Source organism: Bacillus sp. (in: firmicutes), assembly GCF_031983925.1.
In the GTDB taxonomy this organism is placed as follows: domain Bacteria; phylum Bacillota; class Bacilli; order Bacillales; family Bacillaceae_G; genus Bacillus_A; species Bacillus_A pacificus.
The window spans coordinates 299,076-318,684 of the sequence record NZ_DALYZR010000004.1 but is presented as its reverse complement, the minus strand read 5'-3'; the positions used below and the strand labels follow the sequence as shown (position 1 = coordinate 318,684).

Here is a 19,609-nt window from a genome sequence, read left to right as displayed (position 1 = left end):
ACCAATCGAGCAGTCCGCAAATAGCGAGATAAAATATGAATATGGAAGTTCAACATTATATTAAAATTATAAAAAAATAATGGAATGAAAGTGTTCTCATTTGACGTTTTGGATATAGCGTGATATAGTGAAGTCACTATTGAGCTACATAATGTGGTACGGAAATAAAGCACGTTGAATTAAAGGCTGTAAGCTTGTTATACATTCATGTCCTTTATATCCACCTTTTCATGTGGATTCATAGTTTCATTTTTATTTAGGAGGTACATGACATGCAAACAGGTAAAGTTAAATGGTTCAACAGCGAAAAAGGTTTCGGTTTCATCGAAGTTGAAGGTGGAGACGATGTATTCGTTCACTTCTCAGCTATCCAAGGTGACGGATTCAAAACTTTAGAAGAAGGTCAAGAAGTTTCTTTCGAAATCGTTGAAGGTAACCGTGGACCACAAGCTGCTAACGTTACAAAAAACTAATTAGCTAGCGATAAAAAGCATTCCGATTTTCGGAATGCTTTTTTTTATTCTTTGGAACTCGACTCATTTGAAGACAATTCGCCCTTAAAGGTACGCTCTTCAAAGTCATCAAGCATTTGCTCATATTCTTCATGTTCTTCCGTAGCGAAAACTTGCGGATTTTTTCCATACATATCTGTACCGATAAAGTTTTCAAAATCCTCTACGTAGCCTACGTTTTCTTCACTATTTACGTACATGCCGTTATAGTTTTTCGAATCTTGTCTTTCTAAATCAGATGGTGTCTCAGATGTTCCGTAATTGGCTACATCTTGCCATGCATCTTCTGCATCGTACTCAACAGAATGATCTTCATCATGTTTATGGAAAGAAGGAGACAACACTTCTTCTTCAACTGGTCGTGTATTCATATTTAACTTACTTGTCGTGTGCTGGATGCATGTTGTAGCAGTCGGCATTGCTTCTAATCTTTCAAATGGAATTTCTTCACCAGATACTTCGCAAATGCCGTACGTACCCGCTTCTATTTTTTGCAGGGCATGTTTCGTATCCTCTAGCTGTTTATGCCAAAGTTCAATAAGTCCGAAGTCTTTTTCGCGTTCATATAGCTCTGTTGCCATATCAGCCGGATGGTTATCATAGCTAGATAATTCTCCAACAGATTCACGTTCAGATGCACGATCTTCATTTTCGTGTGTTTGTATCGTTTGTTCTAGTTCTTGCTTTTGTTTTTCTAAAACGGATTTAAATTGATTTATTTGTTGTGGAGTTAACATAGTCGTCCACCTTCCTACAATTCAGTTTCTTTACATAGTATGAGCGTTGCGAGTAGGAATTATGAGCTGAAATTGGTATATGAAAAAGGAGCCGCATTAGCAGCTCCTTTCAAAGGAAATATCCAAGTAATAATCCGATTCCCATTAAGAGACCGAAGATTGTATTTGTTTTTGCTGTTGCTATCATCGCAGGTACCATTTCCATTGGAATGCTTTTGCCGATAAAGCCTTTCGTCGCTTTATATGCTTTCGGTGCACTTAAAAATACGATAAGCATCCATGGTGATACGATGCCGACGATAATTAAAGCAATTGTCCAAATGTAGGAAACGATGAACATAGAAGCAAGTACACCAACTGCTCGCTCGCGTCCAACGAGAATTGCTAACGTTTTACGACCGTTTTCTTTATCGCCATCTAAGTCACGGATATTGTTAGCAAGTAAAATGGCACCAATTAAAATGGAGCTTGGAATAGATAATAAAACGACTTCTGATGTTACAGTTCCAGTTTGAATAAAGAATGAAATCCCGATAATAATGACACCCATAAATAATCCGGCTGTTAACTCTCCAAATGGTGTATAGGCAATGGGAAGTGGACCACCCGTATAAAGGTAAGCAACGGCCATACAAACAAGACCGATTGCAGCAAGCCACCAGCTAGAATTCATACAAATATAAACACCTAATAGTATTGCGATGCCGAAAAATCCAAATGCTAAGTTAAGCACTGTTTTTGGCTGAATGCCATCGCGAACGATAGCGCCGCCGATACCAACTGAACCTTCGTGATCAAGTCCTCTTTTATAATCAAAGTATTCATTAAACATGTTTGTTGCTGCCTGAATGAGAAGACAAGCAAGAAGCATTATAAGGAAAAGAGGGAGATGTATTTGATTTATACCTCCGACCTGCATTGCATAGGCTGTTCCGATGAAAACAGGAACGAAAGCTGCTGTTAATGTATGGGGACGTAGTAAACTCCACCAAATGCGCCAGCCTGTTTGCTTGCTTGGCTTTGGCGCCGTAGGAGAGGAATTCGTTTCGACGTTCATTTCCATGTTGAATCCTCCTTTGGTCACATATTGTACACAACTAAGTGTAGAAAAAGCATCATTTAGTGTCAACGTTTATTTTCTAGGAAGAGAAGGTGAATTTCTCAGAAATGCTAAACGTTGACAGGCCTTTCGTTTGAGGTGTATCTTAAAATCAAGCGTAATTATGACTATTTTTCGCCCATAGGGGGGAGACAATTGTGATTCAAACGAAACAAAAAGGCTTGCAAGAAGTTCTAAGTGCAGCCATTAAGCATGCAGCTGATGAAAAAATATTGGTTAGTTTTGTAAAACAAATAGACTGGATGGATCCACTTCTGTTTTATGCAGCAGGAAAAAGGATCTCATTCGAAAATAGATGTTATTTTGCAGACCCGGCTCAGCATGTAATATTTGCTGGAATTGGTTCTGTTTTCACTATAGCAACTGCTTCTCACAAACGCTTTCAAACTGCTCGTGACGAGTGGGATAAAGTAAAAGAGAAATCGTTTGTACAAAGAGAAAAATATGAATTTGGAACAGGTCCTCTTTTATTTGGTGGATTTTCATTTGACCAAGAAAAAGAGAAAACGGACTTATGGAAAGAATTTGATGATACGACATTTTCACTACCAGCATTTTTATTAACTGTAAAAAATGAAAAAGCATGGTTAACAATGAATACATTCGTTTCAGCAACAGATTGTGCAGAAACTCTTTATAACGAAATTGTTTCTTTAGAAGAGAAAATTTTGGAGGAGAGTAAATGTGCACTAGAAGGATCGAAATTAACAGTTACTTCTAAAGTAGAAGTGGATCCGAAAGGCTGGATGAAGGCTATTGAGAAAGTGCAAGATGAGATGAAGCAGGGGAACGTGCAGAAGGTTGTATTAGCGAGGGAGCTAAAAGTAGAGATGGATCATCATATTGATTCTGCGCTTGTTTTAGAAGCGCTTCGCATTGGGCAACCAGATTGTTACGTATTTTCTTTTGATTATAAAGGAGCATGCTTCTTAGGAGCGACGCCAGAGAGATTAATTCGCAAAGAAGATGAGAAGTTTACTTCAATGTGTCTTGCTGGTTCAACTGGTCATGGTCAATCTATAGAAGAAAGTAAGCGAAATAGTGATGCGCTTCTTCATGATGAAAAGAATTTAGCTGAACACGGTTATGTTGTGAACATGATCAGGTCTGTATTAAATGAGCACTGCGAATCTGTTAATATTCCGGAAAGTCCGGGCTTATTAACAACGAAAAACTTAATTCATTTATATACGCCTGTAGAGGCAAAAGGCGATGCGAGTCTTTTAACAATGGTAGAAGAATTACATCCAACACCAGCTCTTGGCGGGACACCTCGTTTGGAAGCGATGAAACTGATTCGTGATGTTGAATTGTTAGACAGAGGATTATATGGTGCACCGATTGGCTGGATAGATGATGAAGGAAATGGTGAATTTGCGGTTGCACTTCGCTGCGGATTATTAAATGGCGAGAAAGCATCCTTATTCGCCGGTTGCGGGATTGTAATTGATTCAGTACCACAACTTGAATATGAAGAAACAAGTTTGAAGTTTAGACCGATGCTTGGTGCTTTGGAGGAATTAATGAAATGAACAATCATATAGAAGCATTATCATATTATTTAGGCGCGTTCGTGGATGAACTGACGCGTCTAAATGTATGTGATGTTGTCATTAGTCCAGGCTCACGGTCAACGCCGATTGCTCTACTAATGGAACAACATGAAGGAATGAACACATATTTACATGTAGATGAAAGATCAGCAGGATTTTTTGCGCTCGGTATCGCAAAAGCGAAAAAACGTCCTGTTGCATTATTATGTACGTCAGGAACGGCTGCAGCGAACTATTATCCAGCTGTATGTGAAGCTTTTCATTCGCGAGTGCCGCTTATCGTCTTAACGGCAGATAGACCGCATGAATTAAGAGATGTCGGTGCACCACAAGCGATGAATCAAATTAATTTATACGGCACGTTTGTGAAGCAATTTACAGAGATGGCAATTCCAGAAGCGAATGAGGCGATGTATCATTACGCTCGCATGACAACGCAGCGCATGATAGCGAGCGCGCTTTTAGCACCGCAAGGACCTGTTCATCTTAATTTTCCAGTTCGTGAACCGCTTATCCCGGACTTCTCATTAGAAAGTTTATGGGATAAAGGACGCGGAGAATATACAGGAGTAGTTCAGCGAGGGAATGCGGTGATGCCGAGTGAATATGTAGATTCTCTTGTAGGGCGCCTTTCACATATGGAAAAGGGGCTTATTATTTGTGGAGATGATAGTCATTCAGAAATCGCAACGTTTGCAACGCAACTAGCTGAAAAAACGGGATATCCAATATTAGCGGATCCACTTTCTAACATTCGTAGTGGACACCACGATAAAACGATGGTAATCGACTGTTACGATACATTTTTACGAAATGTGCTGTTAAAAGAAACGTGGAAGCCAGAAGTTATAATTCGCTTCGGTGGTATGCCTGTTTCGAAAGCATTAACGCAGTTCATCAAAAAACAAACGAAAGCTGTTCATATCGTTGTTGACGAATCAGGACAATGGAGAGATCCAGCTCTCGTTGCAACAGAAGTTGTCCAAGCAAGTGATATTGCATTTTGCAGTGCACTAATAGAAAAAATGCCAGTTATGAAAAAGAATGATTGGTCCCAAATGTGGCAACATATAAACGAAAAAACGAAGGAAACGCTTCGTGAAATGGAAACATATGATACTGCGTTTGAAGGAAGAGTCATTACGGATATTGTCCGCGTATTACCAGAAGGAGCAACGTTATTTGCGAGTAATAGTATGCCAATTCGTGATACAGATTCATTCTTTTTCACATCGGATAAAAATATTCAAGTGATGGCTAACCGCGGTGTAAATGGGATTGATGGAATCATTTCGACAGCTTTAGGAGCGAGCATGATTTGCGATCCGCTCGTATTAGTAATCGGTGATTTATCATTTTATCATGATTTAAACGGATTATTAGCCGCAAAATTACATGAGTTAAATATAACGATTGTTGTTGTAAATAATGACGGTGGTGGTATTTTCTCATTCTTACCACAATATGAGAAAAAGGAACATTTCGAATCATTATTTGGAACTCCAATTGGGCTTGACTATGAGCATGTTGTCAACATGTACGGTGGTTCATTTAGCCGTGTAAATGGTTGGGAGCAATTCCGTGAAGAGGTACAAAAAGGAACGACGACAGAAGGTTTACACGTTGTGGAAATTTGTACGAACCGTGATGAAAACTTAACGTTGCACCGTACGTTATGGGCAAAAACACAGGACGTCATTACTACATCGTTGCAAGGTGAATCAAAATGAACGTAACGCTGCAAGGTTTATCGTATGAATATGAAGTAGTCGGAAGCGGAGAACCACTTCTACTTCTTCATGGTTTTACGGGAAGTATGGAAACGTGGCGTTCCTTCATTCCTTCTTGGAGCGAGCAGTTTCAAGTCATTTTAGTAGATATTGTTGGGCACGGAAAAACGGAAAGTCCTGAAGATGTGACGCATTATGATATTCGAAATGCGGCATTGCAAATGAAAGAACTACTAGATTATCTTCATATTGAAAAGGCGCATATACTTGGCTATTCAATGGGCGGTAGACTGGCGATTACGATGGCGTGTCTATATCCAGAATATGTACGTTCTCTTTTATTAGAAAACTGTACAGCTGGGCTTGAAAGTGAAGATGAGCGAAAAGAACGCTGTGAAAAAGATGAGCGACTTGCTCAAAAAATTGAGCGAGAAGGCATCGAAAGTTTTGTATCGATGTGGGAAAATATTCCGCTGTTTGAAACGCAAAAAAGTTTAGCACAAAACGTACAAGAAGCAGTGCGAAAAGAACGACTCGCTAACAATCCAAAAGGGCTTGCAAATAGCTTGCGCGGCATGGGAACAGGGGCTCAGCCTTCATGGTGGAATGAGCTGCAAAACTTAAAAATGCCTGTTCTTTTAATGAACGGTGAGCATGATGAAAAGTTCTTTCGCATATTAAAAAATATCGAAAAATGCGTCTCTGACGCGAAATTTGTCAAAATTGATGGCGCTGGCCATGCAATTCATGTGGAACAACCGGAAAAGTTTGATACAATAGTAAAGGGATTTCTAAAAACTATGCAGTGATGCTTTTTTCAGTTAAGAATGAAGTTGCACTTATAGAGGAGATCAGAAATATACAAGGAGGTAGTTGTAATGGCTATTGAATGGGTAAAAGAAGGCAATTACGAAGATATTATTTATTCAACATACAATGGTATCGCAAAGATTTCGATTAACCGCCCTGAAGTACATAACGCATTCCGTCCTAAAACGGTAATGGAGTTAATCGACGCTTTTGCACATGCTCGTGATGATGCAAATGTTGGCGTTATCATTTTAACAGGTGAAGGTGGACGTGCATTCTGTTCAGGCGGCGACCAAAAAGTTCGCGGTCATGGTGGATATGTAGGTGACGACCAAATCCCTCGTTTAAATGTATTAGACTTACAACGTCTAATTCGCGCAATTCCTAAACCAGTTATCGCAATGGTAGCAGGTTATGCAATCGGTGGTGGACACGTACTTCATATCGTATGTGACTTAACAATTGCTGCAGACAACGCTGTATTCGGACAAACAGGTCCTAAAGTAGGAAGCTTTGACGGTGGATACGGAGCTGGTTACTTAGCTCGTATGGTAGGCCACAAGAAAGCTCGCGAAATTTGGTACCTATGCCGTCAATACAACGCGCAAGAAGCGCTTGATATGGGCTTAGTAAATACAGTAGTACCATTAGAACAACTTGAAGCAGAAACAGTACAATGGGCAGAAGAAATTTTAGCAAACAGCCCAATGGCACTTCGTTTCCTAAAAGCTGCATTCAACGCAGACACAGACGGTCTAGCTGGTATTCAACAACTAGCTGGAGATGCAACGTTATTGTACTACACAACTGACGAAGCAAAAGAAGGTCGCGACGCGTTCAAAGAAAAACGCCGTCCAGACTTCGGTCAATTCCCTCGTTTCCCGTGATCAAAAGCGGAGCCGACTGTTTAGCCTCGTTGGCTAAGGTTCTTAGACGGAAGCAGCTCGCCCACAAAGTGAGTCGCAACCAAATGATCAAACCGGAAACAAAACAACTAAGAGACTTGATGTCATATCAAGTCTCTTTCTTTCATGAAAGGAGAATGAGTGATGGAGACGATGCCAAATTGGTTAATGCAACGTGCATTTTTAACACCAGACCGTACTGCAATTGAAATAGAAGAAGAGAAAGTTACTTTTATGCAGCTGCATGAAAAAGTAGTATCTGTTTGTGAACACCTCACACATATAGGAGTGAAACGTGGGCAAAAGGTGGCTGTTCTGATGAAAAATGGTATGGAGATGATTACAGTTATTCACGCCCTATCTTACGTAGGTGCAGTAGCTGTGCTTTTAAATACGCGTCTTTCAAGAGAAGAGCTACTTTGGCAAATGGATGATGCTGAAGTTATTTGTTTAGTGACAGATCAAGACTTTGATGCTAAAGATATTCCTGTATATTCATTCGCTGAAGTGATGAATGGACCAAAAGAGGAAGCCTCTATACAAGAAGAGTTTTCTTTAGAAGAAGCAATGACAATTATTTATACGTCTGGGACGACAGGCAAACCGAAAGGCGTTATTTTAACGTACGGCAATCATTGGGCAAGCGCGGTTGGTTCTTCGCTTAATTTAGGCCTTCGTGATGATGATTGCTGGTTAGCTTGTATGCCGATGTTCCACGTTGGCGGCTTATCTCTTTTAATGAAAAACATTATGTACGGCATGCGCATTTTACTCGTTCCGAAATATGATGCTGATTTTATTCATAAAGCACTTCAAACGAGAGGTGTAACAATTATTTCTGTCGTTTCTAAAATGTTAACTGATTTATTAGAGCGACTTGGGGCAGAGACATACCCATCTTCTTTACGATGCATGTTACTTGGCGGAGGACCAGCGCCGAAACCACTATTAGAAACGTGTGTAGAAAAAGGAATTCCTGTATATCAAACGTACGGTATGACAGAAACGTCTTCGCAAATTTGTACGTTGTCCGCAGATTATATGTTAACGAAAGTAGGATCAGCTGGAAAACCACTATTTCAGTGCCAACTTCGTATTGAAAAAGATGGCGTCGTAGTGCCGGCATTTACAGAAGGCGAAATCGTAGTAAAAGGACCGAACGTAACAGGTGGTTACTTTAACCGTGAAGATGCGACGCGTGAAACAATTCAAAACGGATGGCTTCATACTGGCGACATCGGTTATTTAGACGAAGAAGGATTTTTATACGTATTAGATCGCCGAAGTGATTTAATTATTTCTGGCGGAGAGAATATATATCCGGCTCAAATTGAAGAAGTGTTGCTTTCTCATCCGGCGGTAGCGGAAGCTGGTGTTGTCGGCATGACTGACGATAAATGGGGACAAGTACCCGTTGCTTTTGTTGTAAAAAGCGGAGAGGTAACAGAAGAAGAAATTATTCACTTTTGCGAGGCGAAATTAGCGAAATATAAAGTGCCGAAAAAAGCTTGTTTCTTAGAGGAGTTACCACGAAATGCTTCGAAAAAATTGTTAAGACGAGAGTTAAGACAATTAGTGGAGGAGATGTAAGTGGAGATAAAAAAAGCGACATTTCATATAACGGAAATGCCACTCGTCATCCCGTTTGCTGCAAGCTACGGAACGTATGAAAAGCGTGAGAGTATTGTCATTGAATTAGAAGATACGGACGGGTGCATTGGTTTTGGCGAAGTCGTTGCGTTTTCTGAACCGTGGTATACGGAAGAAACAGTGAAAACCGCGCTGCATGTACTGCAAGATTTTTTAATACCGGATTTATTAAAGGCTGACATTTTTCATCCGAATGAAGTGCCGAGCTTGTTCCAGCATATAAAAAGAAACCGAATGGCAAAGGCGGGAATTGAAGGGGCTATTTGGGATTTATATGCGAAGCGTCAAAAGAGATCGTTAGCGACAGTGCTTGGCGGAACGAAGGCTGAAATTGAAGTCGGTGTTGTAATTGGGCTTAATACGATTCCGGTTATGTTAAAACAAATCGAGAAGTACGCTGAAGAAGGATACGAGCGTTTTAAAGTGAAAATAAAGCCAGGGCATGACTACGAATTATTGAAAGAGATTCGTAAAGAGTTTCCGCATATCCCGTTAATGGCGGATGCCAATTCAGCGTATACATTAGCGGATACGGAGAGTCTGAAACGACTAGATGAATTCCAATTGATGATGATTGAGCAACCGTTAGCGGATTACGATTTTCTTGATCATGCACAGCTGCAGAAGAAGATTGAAACGCCAATTTGTTTAGACGAAAGTATCCATAGTTTAGAAGACGCACGCGTTGCGATTACACTTGGCAGTTGCCAAATCGTTAATATTAAGCCAGGACGATTGGGCGGATTAACAGAATCCATCCAAATTCATAATTATTGTATGGAACATAACATACCAGTTTGGTGCGGCGGTATGGTGGAGATGGGAATTTCAAGAGCGCAAAATGTTGCGCTTGCCTCATTGCCGAACTTTACGATTCCAGGTGATATATCCGCTTCTAGTAGACATTGGGAGAAGGATATTATTTCACCAGAAGTGACGCTTGAGGGCGGAAAAGTGATGGTGCCGCAAAGTGTTGACGCTGAGTATGAAGTAGATCGCGGAAGGCTGGCGGAAATCACGAAGCAGCGGATTGTTTTTGAGCGGTGAATGGATTCTTTAAAATAGTGGGCGAATTTCGTCGTTAATTGTCGGTAAGTCGATATATTAAAAAAATCGTCGATATAATTTCATTTACTAAGGTTACTCCCGCGAGTAACCTTTTCGTATTGTACAAATTGGATAGACTAGTTTACAATCGAGCGTATAAAAGGGGGAGTAAAATGAAGCGCATTTCCATTTTAATAGCGGATGATGAGGCAGAAATTGCTGATTTAATTGAGATACATTTAGAAAAAGAAGGGTACCACGTCGTGAAAGCAGCTGATGGAGAAGAGGCAATTCATATTATTGAAACGCAGCCAATCGATTTAGTGGTTTTAGATATTATGATGCCAAAAATGGATGGGTATGAAGTGACGCGTCAAATTCGGGCGAAGCACCATATGCCAATCATTTTCTTAAGTGCAAAAACGTCTGATTTTGATAAGGTGACAGGTCTTGTGCTAGGCGCAGATGATTATATGACGAAACCTTTTACACCGATTGAATTAGTCGCACGTGTAAATGCACAATTACGCCGATTTCTTACGTTAAATCAGCCGAAAGTGGCGGAGAATAAATCTGCTTTAGAGGTAGGCGGAGTCGTTATTGATCCTGAGCGAAGAACGGTAAATGTGTACGGAGAACAAGTTGAATTAACACCGAAAGAGTTTGATATTTTATATTTATTAGCGAGTCACCCGAAGAAAGTGTACAATGTGGAAAATATTTTTCAGCAAGTATGGGCCGATGATTATTTTGAAGGCGGAAATACAGTTATGGTACATATTCGTACGTTGCGGAAAAAACTTGGGGAAGATAAAAGAAAGAATAAGTTAATAAAAACAGTGTGGGGAGTAGGTTATACTTTCAATGGCTAACAAGATGAGAAGTTTTCGCTCGAAGATGGTTATGCTATTTGCGTTAAGTATGATATGTGCTGCTGGCGTAACGTATATCATTTATGAAGGGTTACGGATCTATTATAAATTAGTCGTTCGTTTTGAGGATCCATTAGCTCAAGTCCGGTCGATAATAAGACAAATTGGGGATGTTAATTTCTTTTTAATTATCTTCATACCTCTGTCCATTATGTTTTTCTTCTTCCTTACTAGGCCGTATTTAAAATATTTTGATGAGATTTCAAATGGAATTCATCATTTGGCGAACGGAGATTTTACAAATGAAGTGCGCGTTTCATCAAATGATGAGTTTGGATATATTGCAAGTGAGATTAATGTAGCGAGTGAAAAATTAAGGGAAGCAGTGGAACGAGGAGACTTTGCGGAAAGTAGTAAAGACCAGCTCGTTGTGAATTTAGCTCATGATTTAAGAACTCCATTAACATCCGTGTTAGGATATTTAGATTTAATTCTTAAAGATGAAAATTTAACGAAGGAACAAATTAAACATTTCTCTACAATTGCATATACGAAATCGCAAAGGCTCGAAAGTTTAATTGATGAGCTATTTGAAATTACACGTATGAATTATGGCATGCTAAAGCTGGATAAAAAGCCGATTGATATAAGTGAGCTACTTATACAGTTAGATGAGGAATTGTATCCGTTATTAGAAAAACATCATTTAGAAGCTAGGTTGAATGTTGATTCTCATTTGCCGATTAACGGTGATGGAAAATTGTTAGCGAGAGTATTTGAAAACTTGTTAACAAATGCTGTTCGTTACGGATATGATGGGCAATTTGTTGATCTGAATGGGTATATCGATAATGGAGAAGTTGTCGTACAAGTTATAAATTACGGAGATAGCATTCCAGAAGAAGACCTACCGTATGTTTTTGATATGTTTTATACAGGTGATAAATCGAGAACTGAGAACCGTGGCGGGACAGGCCTTGGACTATTTATTGCGAAAAATATTATCGAGCAGCATAACGGTACGATTTCTGCTGAAAGTAATGTAGTTAGAACAATGTTTGAAGTGCGATTGCCAAAAGACGAGAACGTAACAATTTAATAAAAATTTAAACTTTACCCCACTTTTTATTTTAATAGTTTTTTCTATTCTAGACGTAAGTTACGTTAAGGAGGAACTAGAAATGAAAAAGTGGGTATTTATTTCTTTTTTTATCGCATGCACAATCTGTGTAGGCGTTTATATATCACCGTTATTTCAAAAAGAAATTGATGTGAAAATCGGCGGGGAAAATAGTGCAGTAAAGAATGAAAATATGAAAAAGGTAGAGGTTACAAAAGAAGAAATTTATAAAGGGGATCTATTATTAGTTAACAAAGACTACCCAGTGAAAAAAGATAGTATTAGGTCTGACATTATAAATGTAAATCACAGTAGTGAATTAGTGAGAGGCTACGTAATATTTGATAGAAATCTTCGTTTATCAAAGGAGGTTGTAAAAAAGTTTTTGAACGTTGTCGATGCGGCTGGAAAAGATGGTGTACAACATTTCTTAATGAATAGCGGGTATAGAGATTTTAAAGAACAAAGTAAATTATATAAAGACATGGGATCTGATTATGCACTCCCAGCAGGATACAGTGAGCATAATTTAGGATTATCACTGGACGTTGGATCAACGCAAAAGAAAATGGAAAAAGCGCCTGAAGGAAAATGGATTGAAGAGAACGTATGGAAGCATGGCTTTGTTTTACGTTATCCGAAAAATAAAAGCAATATAACAGGCATTCAATATGAGCCGTGGCACATTCGTTATGTCGGCTTACCTCATAGTGCGATTATGCAAAAAAAGAAAATGACATTAGAGGAATACTTAGACTTCTTGAAAGAGAAAAAAGAAATTACAACCGATGTGGAAGGTAAGAAATATACGGTGTCTTATTATAAAGTATCCGGGAACATGAAAGTGAATGTTCCGGTGAATAAGCAGTATGAAGTTTCGGGGAATAATATGGATGGGGTTATTGTGACGGTTCAGGAATAGAGAAAAAGCTATCTGAAGTAGATAGCTTTTTTTCATGATTGGCCGCCTATCAAGCTAGCGAAATAAATCAATGGATACGAAATCGGATTGTCTTTAAACTAACAAATAAAAGTAGGGGTGCTAAAAAAGCTTATTAAAGTGCGATTTTTTTATTGGGTACTTGTCTATGCTTTATCGTTGTTTTATACACAATATCGGATTATAAAAAATGGTACCTTCTTATATCGATGAGATTTAAGACCATTCTTTTTAAGCAGTTGATAAAGGCGATTACTTGAAATAGGAACGAAAAGGAATTATTAATTATATAAATTGCTCTATATTTGCACCGAATGAATTAGTTATGAGATTTATTTTAAATGTCATTAAATAATTGTTTTATACAAATTGATAGTAACAAATATTGATGATTATTAATAGACTAGTTAAATTTTTCTTAATATTTTATTATTTAAAATGCGAGATAATAAAAGTGTATTTTTATTGTTTTCTGCTGTTATATATTTAGGAGGGAGAATGGTAGATGAAAAAGAAATTTATCACGGGGATGATTTCTGCTGCATTATTGCTGAGCTTTACTTTACCATCAATTGCTGATGCAAGTATTGAAACGGAAGAAGATGGTATTGTAACGGAGTATATCCCTGAAATCAATCTAGGCATTGATTTATCAAAGGTTGATACTTCTGAATTCGATTTTGAAAATTTCGAAAAAGAGTATGGGTTTTTAGTAAATGACCCTGTTTTTTTACAACTAGAGGAGGAAGTAAGTAAACTAAGGGTTGAATCTGTTGTTGAAAAAAATCCTTTTACTGGCGAATTGGTTGTTAAGCAGGAGATATTGCCTGCTATTGTTCTTGGTGCATTAAGAGTATTAGTTTCAAAAGTAGGTAGAACTGCTGCGGATAAAGCCTGGGCGGTTGCGCGTCCATATGTACAAAAGGCACTCAATTCTCCGAAGCAATATATTTTAGAAGCAGCTAAGGGTGGAATGATAATACAAGTACGTTCTAAAGCTACTGGTAACCGAGTTTTTGCCATAGATTATCATTATATTGATGGAAAAGGTCCTATCTTACATTATCATAGTCCTCCTAATGTTAGTGCACATAAATATTTTAGATAATGTCTAAGGAGCTTATATCTATGAAAAAATATAACTTTGACGATTCGATTCATATGCATTTATTTTATTACGGGGATATAGAAGAGGTTTTTACATATGAGGCTATAGCTTATAAAGTATGTAATGAAAATTTATGGGTAGTGTATTTTGATATTTCTTCCTATGATGATTTATCAAATCATCAATTTTCTCAGTATCCATTCTATGATAAGTATGGATATGAAATTTTCCATGTTCGTACAAAAGATCTAGATGAGTGTGAAGGAAATAAATTATTTACTGATTGGTTAATTAATAATTCAATTGTTTAGTTCTAGCCCGCTATTGGTGGGCAGTAAGGCTTCCACCTCAAAAGTTGGTGAAGGCTAATCCACACTGATTAAAGTTTCATTTTATAAATCTATCTATCACCAAAAGGCCTATCAATTTAAGTGCTTTTTGGTTTTTTATTTATGATAGAGAAATGTCTTGAAAAATCAGAGGCACAATGTACTAAAAATATCTTAACATATAAAATTTACGAAATGATAATTGTATCTATTATCGGGACTTAAACATTATAACGTTATATTTACTTCTCTCTTTTTTTGTGTTACGCTAAACGTGTGAAAGAGATATAAAAATGAAATTTTAATGTAAGCGTATTCTTATGGCTTCTTATAGAAAAGGGTGAAGTACAATGACAGAACGATTCGTACTACGTAATGTAAAACGTGTGAACGGGGAAGAGGTTGACATTGTAATTGAAAATAATAAAATCGCACAGGTGACGAAAGCTGGTGCTGGCGAGGGTGGAAAGGTTCTTGATTACTCAGGTACTTACGTATCGAGTGGCTGGATTGATTTGCACGTTCATGCTTTTCCAGAGTTTGATCCGTATGGCGATGAGGTGGACGAAATTGGCGTTAAGCAAGGGGTAACGACAATTGTTGATGCGGGTAGCTGCGGAGCTGATCGTATTGCAGATTTAGTCAAAAGTAGGGAGCAGGCGAAAACGAATTTATTTGCCTTTTTAAATATTTCTCGCATCGGTTTGAAACGAATTGATGAATTATCCAATATGGAATGGATCGATAAAGAGAAAGTAATAGAAGCAGTAGAAAAGTATAAAGATGTAATCGTTGGGTTAAAAGCGAGAATGAGTAAGAGTGTCGTTTGTGATAGCGGAATTGAACCGCTTCATATAGCGCGTGATTTATCCCGTGAAACATCATTGCCGATTATGGTACATATCGGTTCAGCGCCTCCTCGCATTGAGGAAGTTGTACCTCTTTTAGAAAAAGATGATGTTATTACACATTACTTAAACGGGAAAGAAAATAATTTATTTGATGAAGAAGGCAAACCGCTACCTGTGTTACTAGATGCAGTGAATCGCGGCGTACATTTAGATGTTGGTCACGGTAATGCTAGTTTTTCTTTTAAAGTAGCAGAAGCGGCGAAGCGTCACGGTATTGCCTTCAATACAATTAGTACAGATATTTACCGGAAGAATCGCATGCATGGTCCCGTGTATAGTATGGCTCACGTTCTTTCGAAATTCCTTTACTTAGGTTATTCGCTAGAAGAAGTAATTGATGCGGTTACGAAACATGCGGCAGAGTGGCTTAAGAAACCAGAGCTTGGCCGTATTCAAGAAGGAGATATTGCAAATTTAACTTTATTTACGGTGAAAGATGAGAAGATTACGTTAATTGATTCAGAAGGGGATCAGCGCATTGCTGAAAGAAGAATTGATACGAAAGGGGTTGTAATCAATGGGTCATTCATTGAATGCTAAGTACGGATTAAAAAGAGTAATTAATGCGAGCGGTAGAATGAGTATTTTAGGTGTATCCGCTCCGACAGATACAGTTATGGATGCAATGAAACATGGGGGACAAAATTATGTGGAAATTGCTGATTTAGTAGATAAAGCAGGAGATCATATTGCGAGAATTCTAGATTCAGAGGCAGCGGTCGTTGTGAATTCAGCATCGAGCGGAATTGCGCTTTCTATCGCAGCAATCGTGACGGAAGGAAATCGCCGTAAAAGTGAAAGACTTCATCAAGAGGTCATCGCGAAAAACGAAGTGATTATGTTAAAAGGTCATAACGTTCAATACGGTGCTCCTGTTGAAACGATGATTTATTTAGGCGGAGGAAAACTTGTAGAAGTTGGCTACGCAAATGAAGGGAAAGCAGAGCATATTGAAGATGCGATTGGTGAAAATACAGCGGCGATTCTGTATGTGAAATCCCATCATGCAGTACAAAAAAATATGATTTCTGTTGAAGAAGCATGGGAAGTTGCGCAGCGAAATAACATCCCTCTTATCGTTGATGCGGCAGCTGAAGAAGATATTCAAAAATATGTGAAGTATGCAGACCTTGCCATTTATAGCGGTTCAAAAGCAATTGAAGGACCTACTTCTGGTATTGTTGGCGGGAAACGAAAATATATTGAGTGGCTGAAAGTGCAATTACATTGCATTGGAAGAAGTATGAAAGTTGGGAAAGAAACAACTTTTGGTTTACTGCAAGCACTTGATGAGTACGGAGTAAAAGAAGATAAGAGCGAGCAAGAAAAAGAGTTATTACAAGTACTTATGCCGCTAAAAGAATTAAACGGTGTAAATGTAACGATCGTTCAAGATGAAGCGGGAAGAGCAATCTTTAGAGCTCGTATTCATATTGACGAGAATGAATTAAATAAATCAGCAAAAGACGTTGTGACTGCATTACGCGAAGGGGAAATCGCAATTTATACACGTGATTACGGAGTAAGACAAGGATTCTTTGATATTGATCCACGTCCACTTTTAGGTGATGACATACATGTAATTGAAGAAAAATTGAGAGAAATTGTAGGGGGAAACTAAAATGACAAACATTCAAAAACGTTTTTATAAAGGCCGCGTAGCATTAAATGTATTAGCGAACAATATCGAAAATGCGAAAGATATTTTTGAAGCAGCAGAAGGTTATGTAGTAGTGGGAGTGTTATCAAAAGACTATCCAACAGTAGAAGAAGCAGTTACAGCGATGAAAGCATACGGAAAAGAAATTGAGGATGCTGTATCGATCGGACTAGGAGCAGGAGATAATCGACAAGCGGCAGTTGTAGCTGAAATTGCGAAACATTATCCAGGTAGCCATATTAACCAAGTGTTCCCTTCAGTTGGAGCGACACGTGCAAATCTTGGCGGAAAAGATAGCTGGATTAATAGTTTAGTATCGCCAACAGGAAAAGTAGGGTACGTAAATATTTCTACTGGTCCAATTAGTGCAGCTGGAGAAGAAAAAGCAATCGTTCCAATTAAAACAGCGATTGCACTTGTACGTGATATGGGCGGAAATTCATTGAAATACTTCCCAATGAAAGGTTTAGCTCATGAAGAAGAATATCGCGCAGTTGCGAAGGCTTGTGCGGAAGAAGGATTTGCATTAGAGCCAACAGGCGGAATTGATAAAGAAAACTTTGAAACAATTGTACGTATTGCGCTTGAAGCAAATGTAGAGCGAGTGATCCCGCACGTATACTCTTCTATTATTGATAAGGAAACTGGTAATACGAAAGTAGAAGATGTTCGTGAATTATTAGCAGTCGTGAAGAAGTTAGTTGATCAATATGCGTAAGAAAATTGCTGCATTTGGTGAAGTAATGATGCGCCTGCAAGTACCAGGATATGAGTTGTTGTCGCAAGCTAACACATTACATTACTCATTTTCTGGTACAGGTGTGAACGTTGCAGCAGCACTTTCTCATCTCGGTCACGAAGGCTTTCTTATTTCAACTTTACCGGAAAATTCGGTTGGAGATGCTGCGATATCACACATTCAGAAATTAGGTATTCGTCCTTCATTTATTTCAAGAGGCGGTAAATATGTCGGCATGTACTTTTTAGAAAATGGATTTGGGGCACGTGCAAGCCGCGTTACATATTCAAATCGGTTAGAAAGTAGCTTCAATACGGCATGTGAAGACATGTATCAATTTGAAGAAATCGCAAAGGAAATTGATATCGTTCATTTTTGCGGGATTACACTTGCGATGAATGATACGGTGCGTCATCATATGAAATCTTTAGCGAAAGCAGTGAAAGAAAACGGAGGAACTGTCGTCTTTGATTGCAATTATCGTCCGTCACTTTGGGGAGAAGATGGATATGAGCAGGCGAGACCGCATTATGAAGAAATGTTAGGGCTAGCTGATATTGTAATGATGAATGAAAAAGATGCAATGTTCGTTCTTGGAATGAAAACAGAGGAGACGGAGCGAGAGGCGCAACTTATTGATCTCATTCCGAAAGTAGCTGAAACGTATCATATCGCTACAATTGCTGGTACACATCGCTCTATTAATAGCGATAATACACACTCGCTTCGCGGATTTATATGTAAAGATGGTGCGTTCACTTTTGCAAAAACACTTACGTTTTCTGTATATGATAGAATAGGTGCTGGAGATGCTTATACGAGCGGGATTATTCATGGCGAGATAGAAGAGTTTGCACCAGAGAAAGCTGTTTCATTTGCGTCAGCAGCTGGAATGCTTGCACATACAATCGTCGGTGATACGCCAATGTCATCAGAGAAGGATATACTTCGGGCAATGACGGCATCAGTAGGTGATGTAGAAAGGTAGTGGGTGTAACGGTGAACGTAACGAGGAAAAAAGGACCATTATATTTACAAATAAAAAACATTATTCGTGATCGAATATTGCATGGTGTATATGCGATTCATACGAATATTCCTTCCGAACCGCAGTTAGAAGAAGAGTTCAAAGTGAGTAAAATTACAGTGCGAAATGCAATTAAAGAACTCGCTCAAGAAGGATATTTAGAAAAGAAAAGCGGTAAAGGAACGAAAGTTATCCGTAATACTTCTGCGACAAAGTTGTCAAAGGGTAAAAAATTTACAGAAGTGTTAGTGGAAGAAGGATATAAAGTACAAAAGAAATTGCTCAAAGCAGAAATCGTTCATAATGAAGAAGGAACGGTGCCTTTTCGATTATTCGGTAAGGAAAGTTTTCGCATTGAACGTTTATATACGTTAAATGATGCACCGTACATTCATTATACGCACTATTTCTCAGCACACATGGCAAGTACAGATTTATCGGACTTTGATTTGCAATCGCTTTACGATTTAGTAGAAGACCGAGGTATACATTTAGAAAACTTCAGAGATGAATTCGCTGTTGGACTTGCGCCTAGTTTCGTTGCCGAAGCGTTAGGTGAAAAAGAGGGGACAGCGCTATTAAAACGCATGCGCTATTCTTACGATGAAGTTGGAGAAGTAATTGAATATAGTGAAGGCTACTACAATACAGAAATGCAGCATTATGTAGTAAATTATGACGTATAAAAAGAGGGGATTTTCCCTCTTTTTTTATCCCGCGTTAACGGACAGTAAAACTCCCACCTCAAAATTCAGTTGGAGCAAAGAAGTTAGGTGGGAGTCGGGCTGTCCATAAACGTCCGATTGGTTCAACTAATAATCAGTGGGGGATGAACAAAA

At 38.6% G+C, this 19,609-nt stretch carries 19 protein-coding genes and 1 pseudogene; 17 read left to right on the top strand and 3 right to left on the bottom strand.

Features of this window, described 5'->3' with window-relative positions; all coding sequences use genetic code 11:
* Window positions 1–272 precede the first annotated feature (272 nt).
* Complete coding sequence (cspD, locus tag RTP99_RS16615) at window positions 273–473, top strand: cold-shock protein CspD (RefSeq protein WP_001193054.1); 201 nt, start codon at window positions 273–275, stop codon at window positions 471–473.
* Between the two features lie 44 nt (window positions 474–517).
* Here cspD and RTP99_RS16610 read toward each other — a convergent pair whose 3' ends face one another.
* Together RTP99_RS16610 and RTP99_RS16605 are read right to left on the bottom strand one after the other, a co-directional pair.
* A complete protein-coding gene (locus tag RTP99_RS16610) occupies window positions 518–1,249 on the bottom strand; it encodes a yteA family sporulation protein (RefSeq protein ID WP_000957378.1) in 732 nt (243 codons plus the stop codon).
* 109 nt (window positions 1,250–1,358) lie between these two features.
* On the bottom strand, window positions 1,359–2,312 hold the full coding sequence (locus RTP99_RS16605) for a 1,4-dihydroxy-2-naphthoate polyprenyltransferase (RefSeq protein ID WP_000425748.1): 954 nt from the start codon (window positions 2,310–2,312) through the stop codon (window positions 1,359–1,361).
* A 194-nt stretch (window positions 2,313–2,506) separates the two neighbouring features.
* Between RTP99_RS16605 and RTP99_RS16600 the strand changes: the two genes are divergently transcribed.
* The 9 genes from RTP99_RS16600 to RTP99_RS16560 all read left to right on the top strand — a co-directional run bounded on the left by RTP99_RS16600 (window position 2,507) and on the right by RTP99_RS16560 (window position 12,978).
* Entirely contained in the window at window positions 2,507–3,901 is a 1,395-nt protein-coding gene (locus RTP99_RS16600) for an isochorismate synthase (protein WP_000616743.1), read from the top strand.
* Window positions 3,898–5,652 (top strand): 2-succinyl-5-enolpyruvyl-6-hydroxy-3-cyclohexene-1-carboxylic-acid synthase, encoded by a 1,755-nt coding sequence (menD, locus tag RTP99_RS16595; RefSeq protein ID WP_001059228.1) that lies wholly within the window; start codon window positions 3,898–3,900, stop codon window positions 5,650–5,652. The genes RTP99_RS16600 and menD overlap by 4 nt, the downstream gene beginning before the upstream one ends.
* On the top strand, window positions 5,649–6,461 hold the full coding sequence (gene menH / locus RTP99_RS16590) for a 2-succinyl-6-hydroxy-2,4-cyclohexadiene-1-carboxylate synthase (protein WP_001103341.1): 813 nt from the start codon (window positions 5,649–5,651) through the stop codon (window positions 6,459–6,461). Before menD ends, menH begins: the two co-directional genes overlap by 4 nt.
* Before the next feature lie 69 nt (window positions 6,462–6,530).
* Window positions 6,531–7,349, top strand: a complete 819-nt coding sequence (gene menB / locus RTP99_RS16585; RefSeq protein ID WP_000963874.1) for a 1,4-dihydroxy-2-naphthoyl-CoA synthase — start codon at window positions 6,531–6,533, stop codon at window positions 7,347–7,349.
* A gap of 162 nt (window positions 7,350–7,511) precedes the next feature.
* Window positions 7,512–8,957 carry an o-succinylbenzoate--CoA ligase gene (locus RTP99_RS16580; RefSeq protein WP_000449580.1) on the top strand — a complete coding sequence of 482 codons (1,446 nt, stop codon included), beginning with the start codon at window positions 7,512–7,514 and terminating at the stop codon, window positions 8,955–8,957.
* Window positions 8,958–10,064: an o-succinylbenzoate synthase gene (menC, locus tag RTP99_RS16575; protein ID WP_000403261.1), complete on the top strand. Its 1,107-nt coding sequence runs from the start codon at window positions 8,958–8,960 to the stop codon at window positions 10,062–10,064.
* A 173-nt stretch (window positions 10,065–10,237) separates the two neighbouring features.
* The gene (locus tag RTP99_RS16570; RefSeq protein WP_000822490.1) at window positions 10,238–10,936 is read left to right on the top strand and encodes a response regulator transcription factor; all 699 of its coding nucleotides are present in this window, start codon (window positions 10,238–10,240) and stop codon (window positions 10,934–10,936) included.
* Window positions 10,929–12,035: a HAMP domain-containing sensor histidine kinase gene (locus tag RTP99_RS16565; protein ID WP_001284574.1), complete on the top strand. Its 1,107-nt coding sequence runs from the start codon at window positions 10,929–10,931 to the stop codon at window positions 12,033–12,035. The genes RTP99_RS16570 and RTP99_RS16565 overlap by 8 nt, the downstream gene beginning before the upstream one ends.
* An 82-nt stretch (window positions 12,036–12,117) precedes the next feature.
* Window positions 12,118–12,978, top strand: coding sequence for a M15 family metallopeptidase (locus RTP99_RS16560; protein WP_000759388.1), 861 nt, complete (start codon window positions 12,118–12,120; stop codon window positions 12,976–12,978).
* A gap of 133 nt (window positions 12,979–13,111) precedes the next feature.
* Here the strand turns inward: RTP99_RS16560 and RTP99_RS27865 are convergent.
* A pseudogene (locus tag RTP99_RS27865) lies at window positions 13,112–13,303 on the bottom strand (hypothetical protein); the annotation flags it as partial.
* 198 nt (window positions 13,304–13,501) lie between these two features.
* Between RTP99_RS27865 and RTP99_RS16555 the strand changes: the two are divergent.
* The 7 genes from RTP99_RS16555 (at window position 13,502) to RTP99_RS16525 (ending at window position 19,456) form a co-directional block, all read left to right on the top strand.
* The gene (locus tag RTP99_RS16555; protein ID WP_000726228.1) at window positions 13,502–14,104 is read left to right on the top strand and encodes a hypothetical protein; all 603 of its coding nucleotides are present in this window, start codon (window positions 13,502–13,504) and stop codon (window positions 14,102–14,104) included.
* A 20-nt stretch (window positions 14,105–14,124) separates the two neighbouring features.
* Window positions 14,125–14,415 carry a DUF3986 family protein gene (locus tag RTP99_RS16550; protein WP_000760462.1) on the top strand — a complete coding sequence of 97 codons (291 nt, stop codon included), beginning with the start codon at window positions 14,125–14,127 and terminating at the stop codon, window positions 14,413–14,415.
* A gap of 368 nt (window positions 14,416–14,783) precedes the next feature.
* Window positions 14,784–15,884: an amidohydrolase/deacetylase family metallohydrolase gene (locus RTP99_RS16545; RefSeq protein WP_000139981.1), complete on the top strand. Its 1,101-nt coding sequence runs from the start codon at window positions 14,784–14,786 to the stop codon at window positions 15,882–15,884.
* Window positions 15,862–16,965, top strand: a complete 1,104-nt coding sequence (locus RTP99_RS16540; RefSeq protein ID WP_000510088.1) for a DgaE family pyridoxal phosphate-dependent ammonia lyase — start codon at window positions 15,862–15,864, stop codon at window positions 16,963–16,965. The genes RTP99_RS16545 and RTP99_RS16540 overlap by 23 nt, the downstream gene beginning before the upstream one ends.
* 1 nt (window position 16,966) lies before the next feature.
* Entirely contained in the window at window positions 16,967–17,722 is a 756-nt protein-coding gene (gene dagF / locus RTP99_RS16535; protein ID WP_000181927.1) for a 2-dehydro-3-deoxy-phosphogluconate aldolase, read from the top strand.
* The gene (locus RTP99_RS16530) at window positions 17,715–18,731 is read left to right on the top strand and encodes a sugar kinase (protein WP_001227464.1); all 1,017 of its coding nucleotides are present in this window, start codon (window positions 17,715–17,717) and stop codon (window positions 18,729–18,731) included. Before dagF ends, RTP99_RS16530 begins: the two co-directional genes overlap by 8 nt.
* Window positions 18,731–19,456 (top strand): GntR family transcriptional regulator, encoded by a 726-nt coding sequence (locus RTP99_RS16525; RefSeq protein ID WP_000539264.1) that lies wholly within the window; start codon window positions 18,731–18,733, stop codon window positions 19,454–19,456. The genes RTP99_RS16530 and RTP99_RS16525 overlap by 1 nt, the downstream gene beginning before the upstream one ends.
* Window positions 19,457–19,609 lie beyond the last annotated feature (153 nt).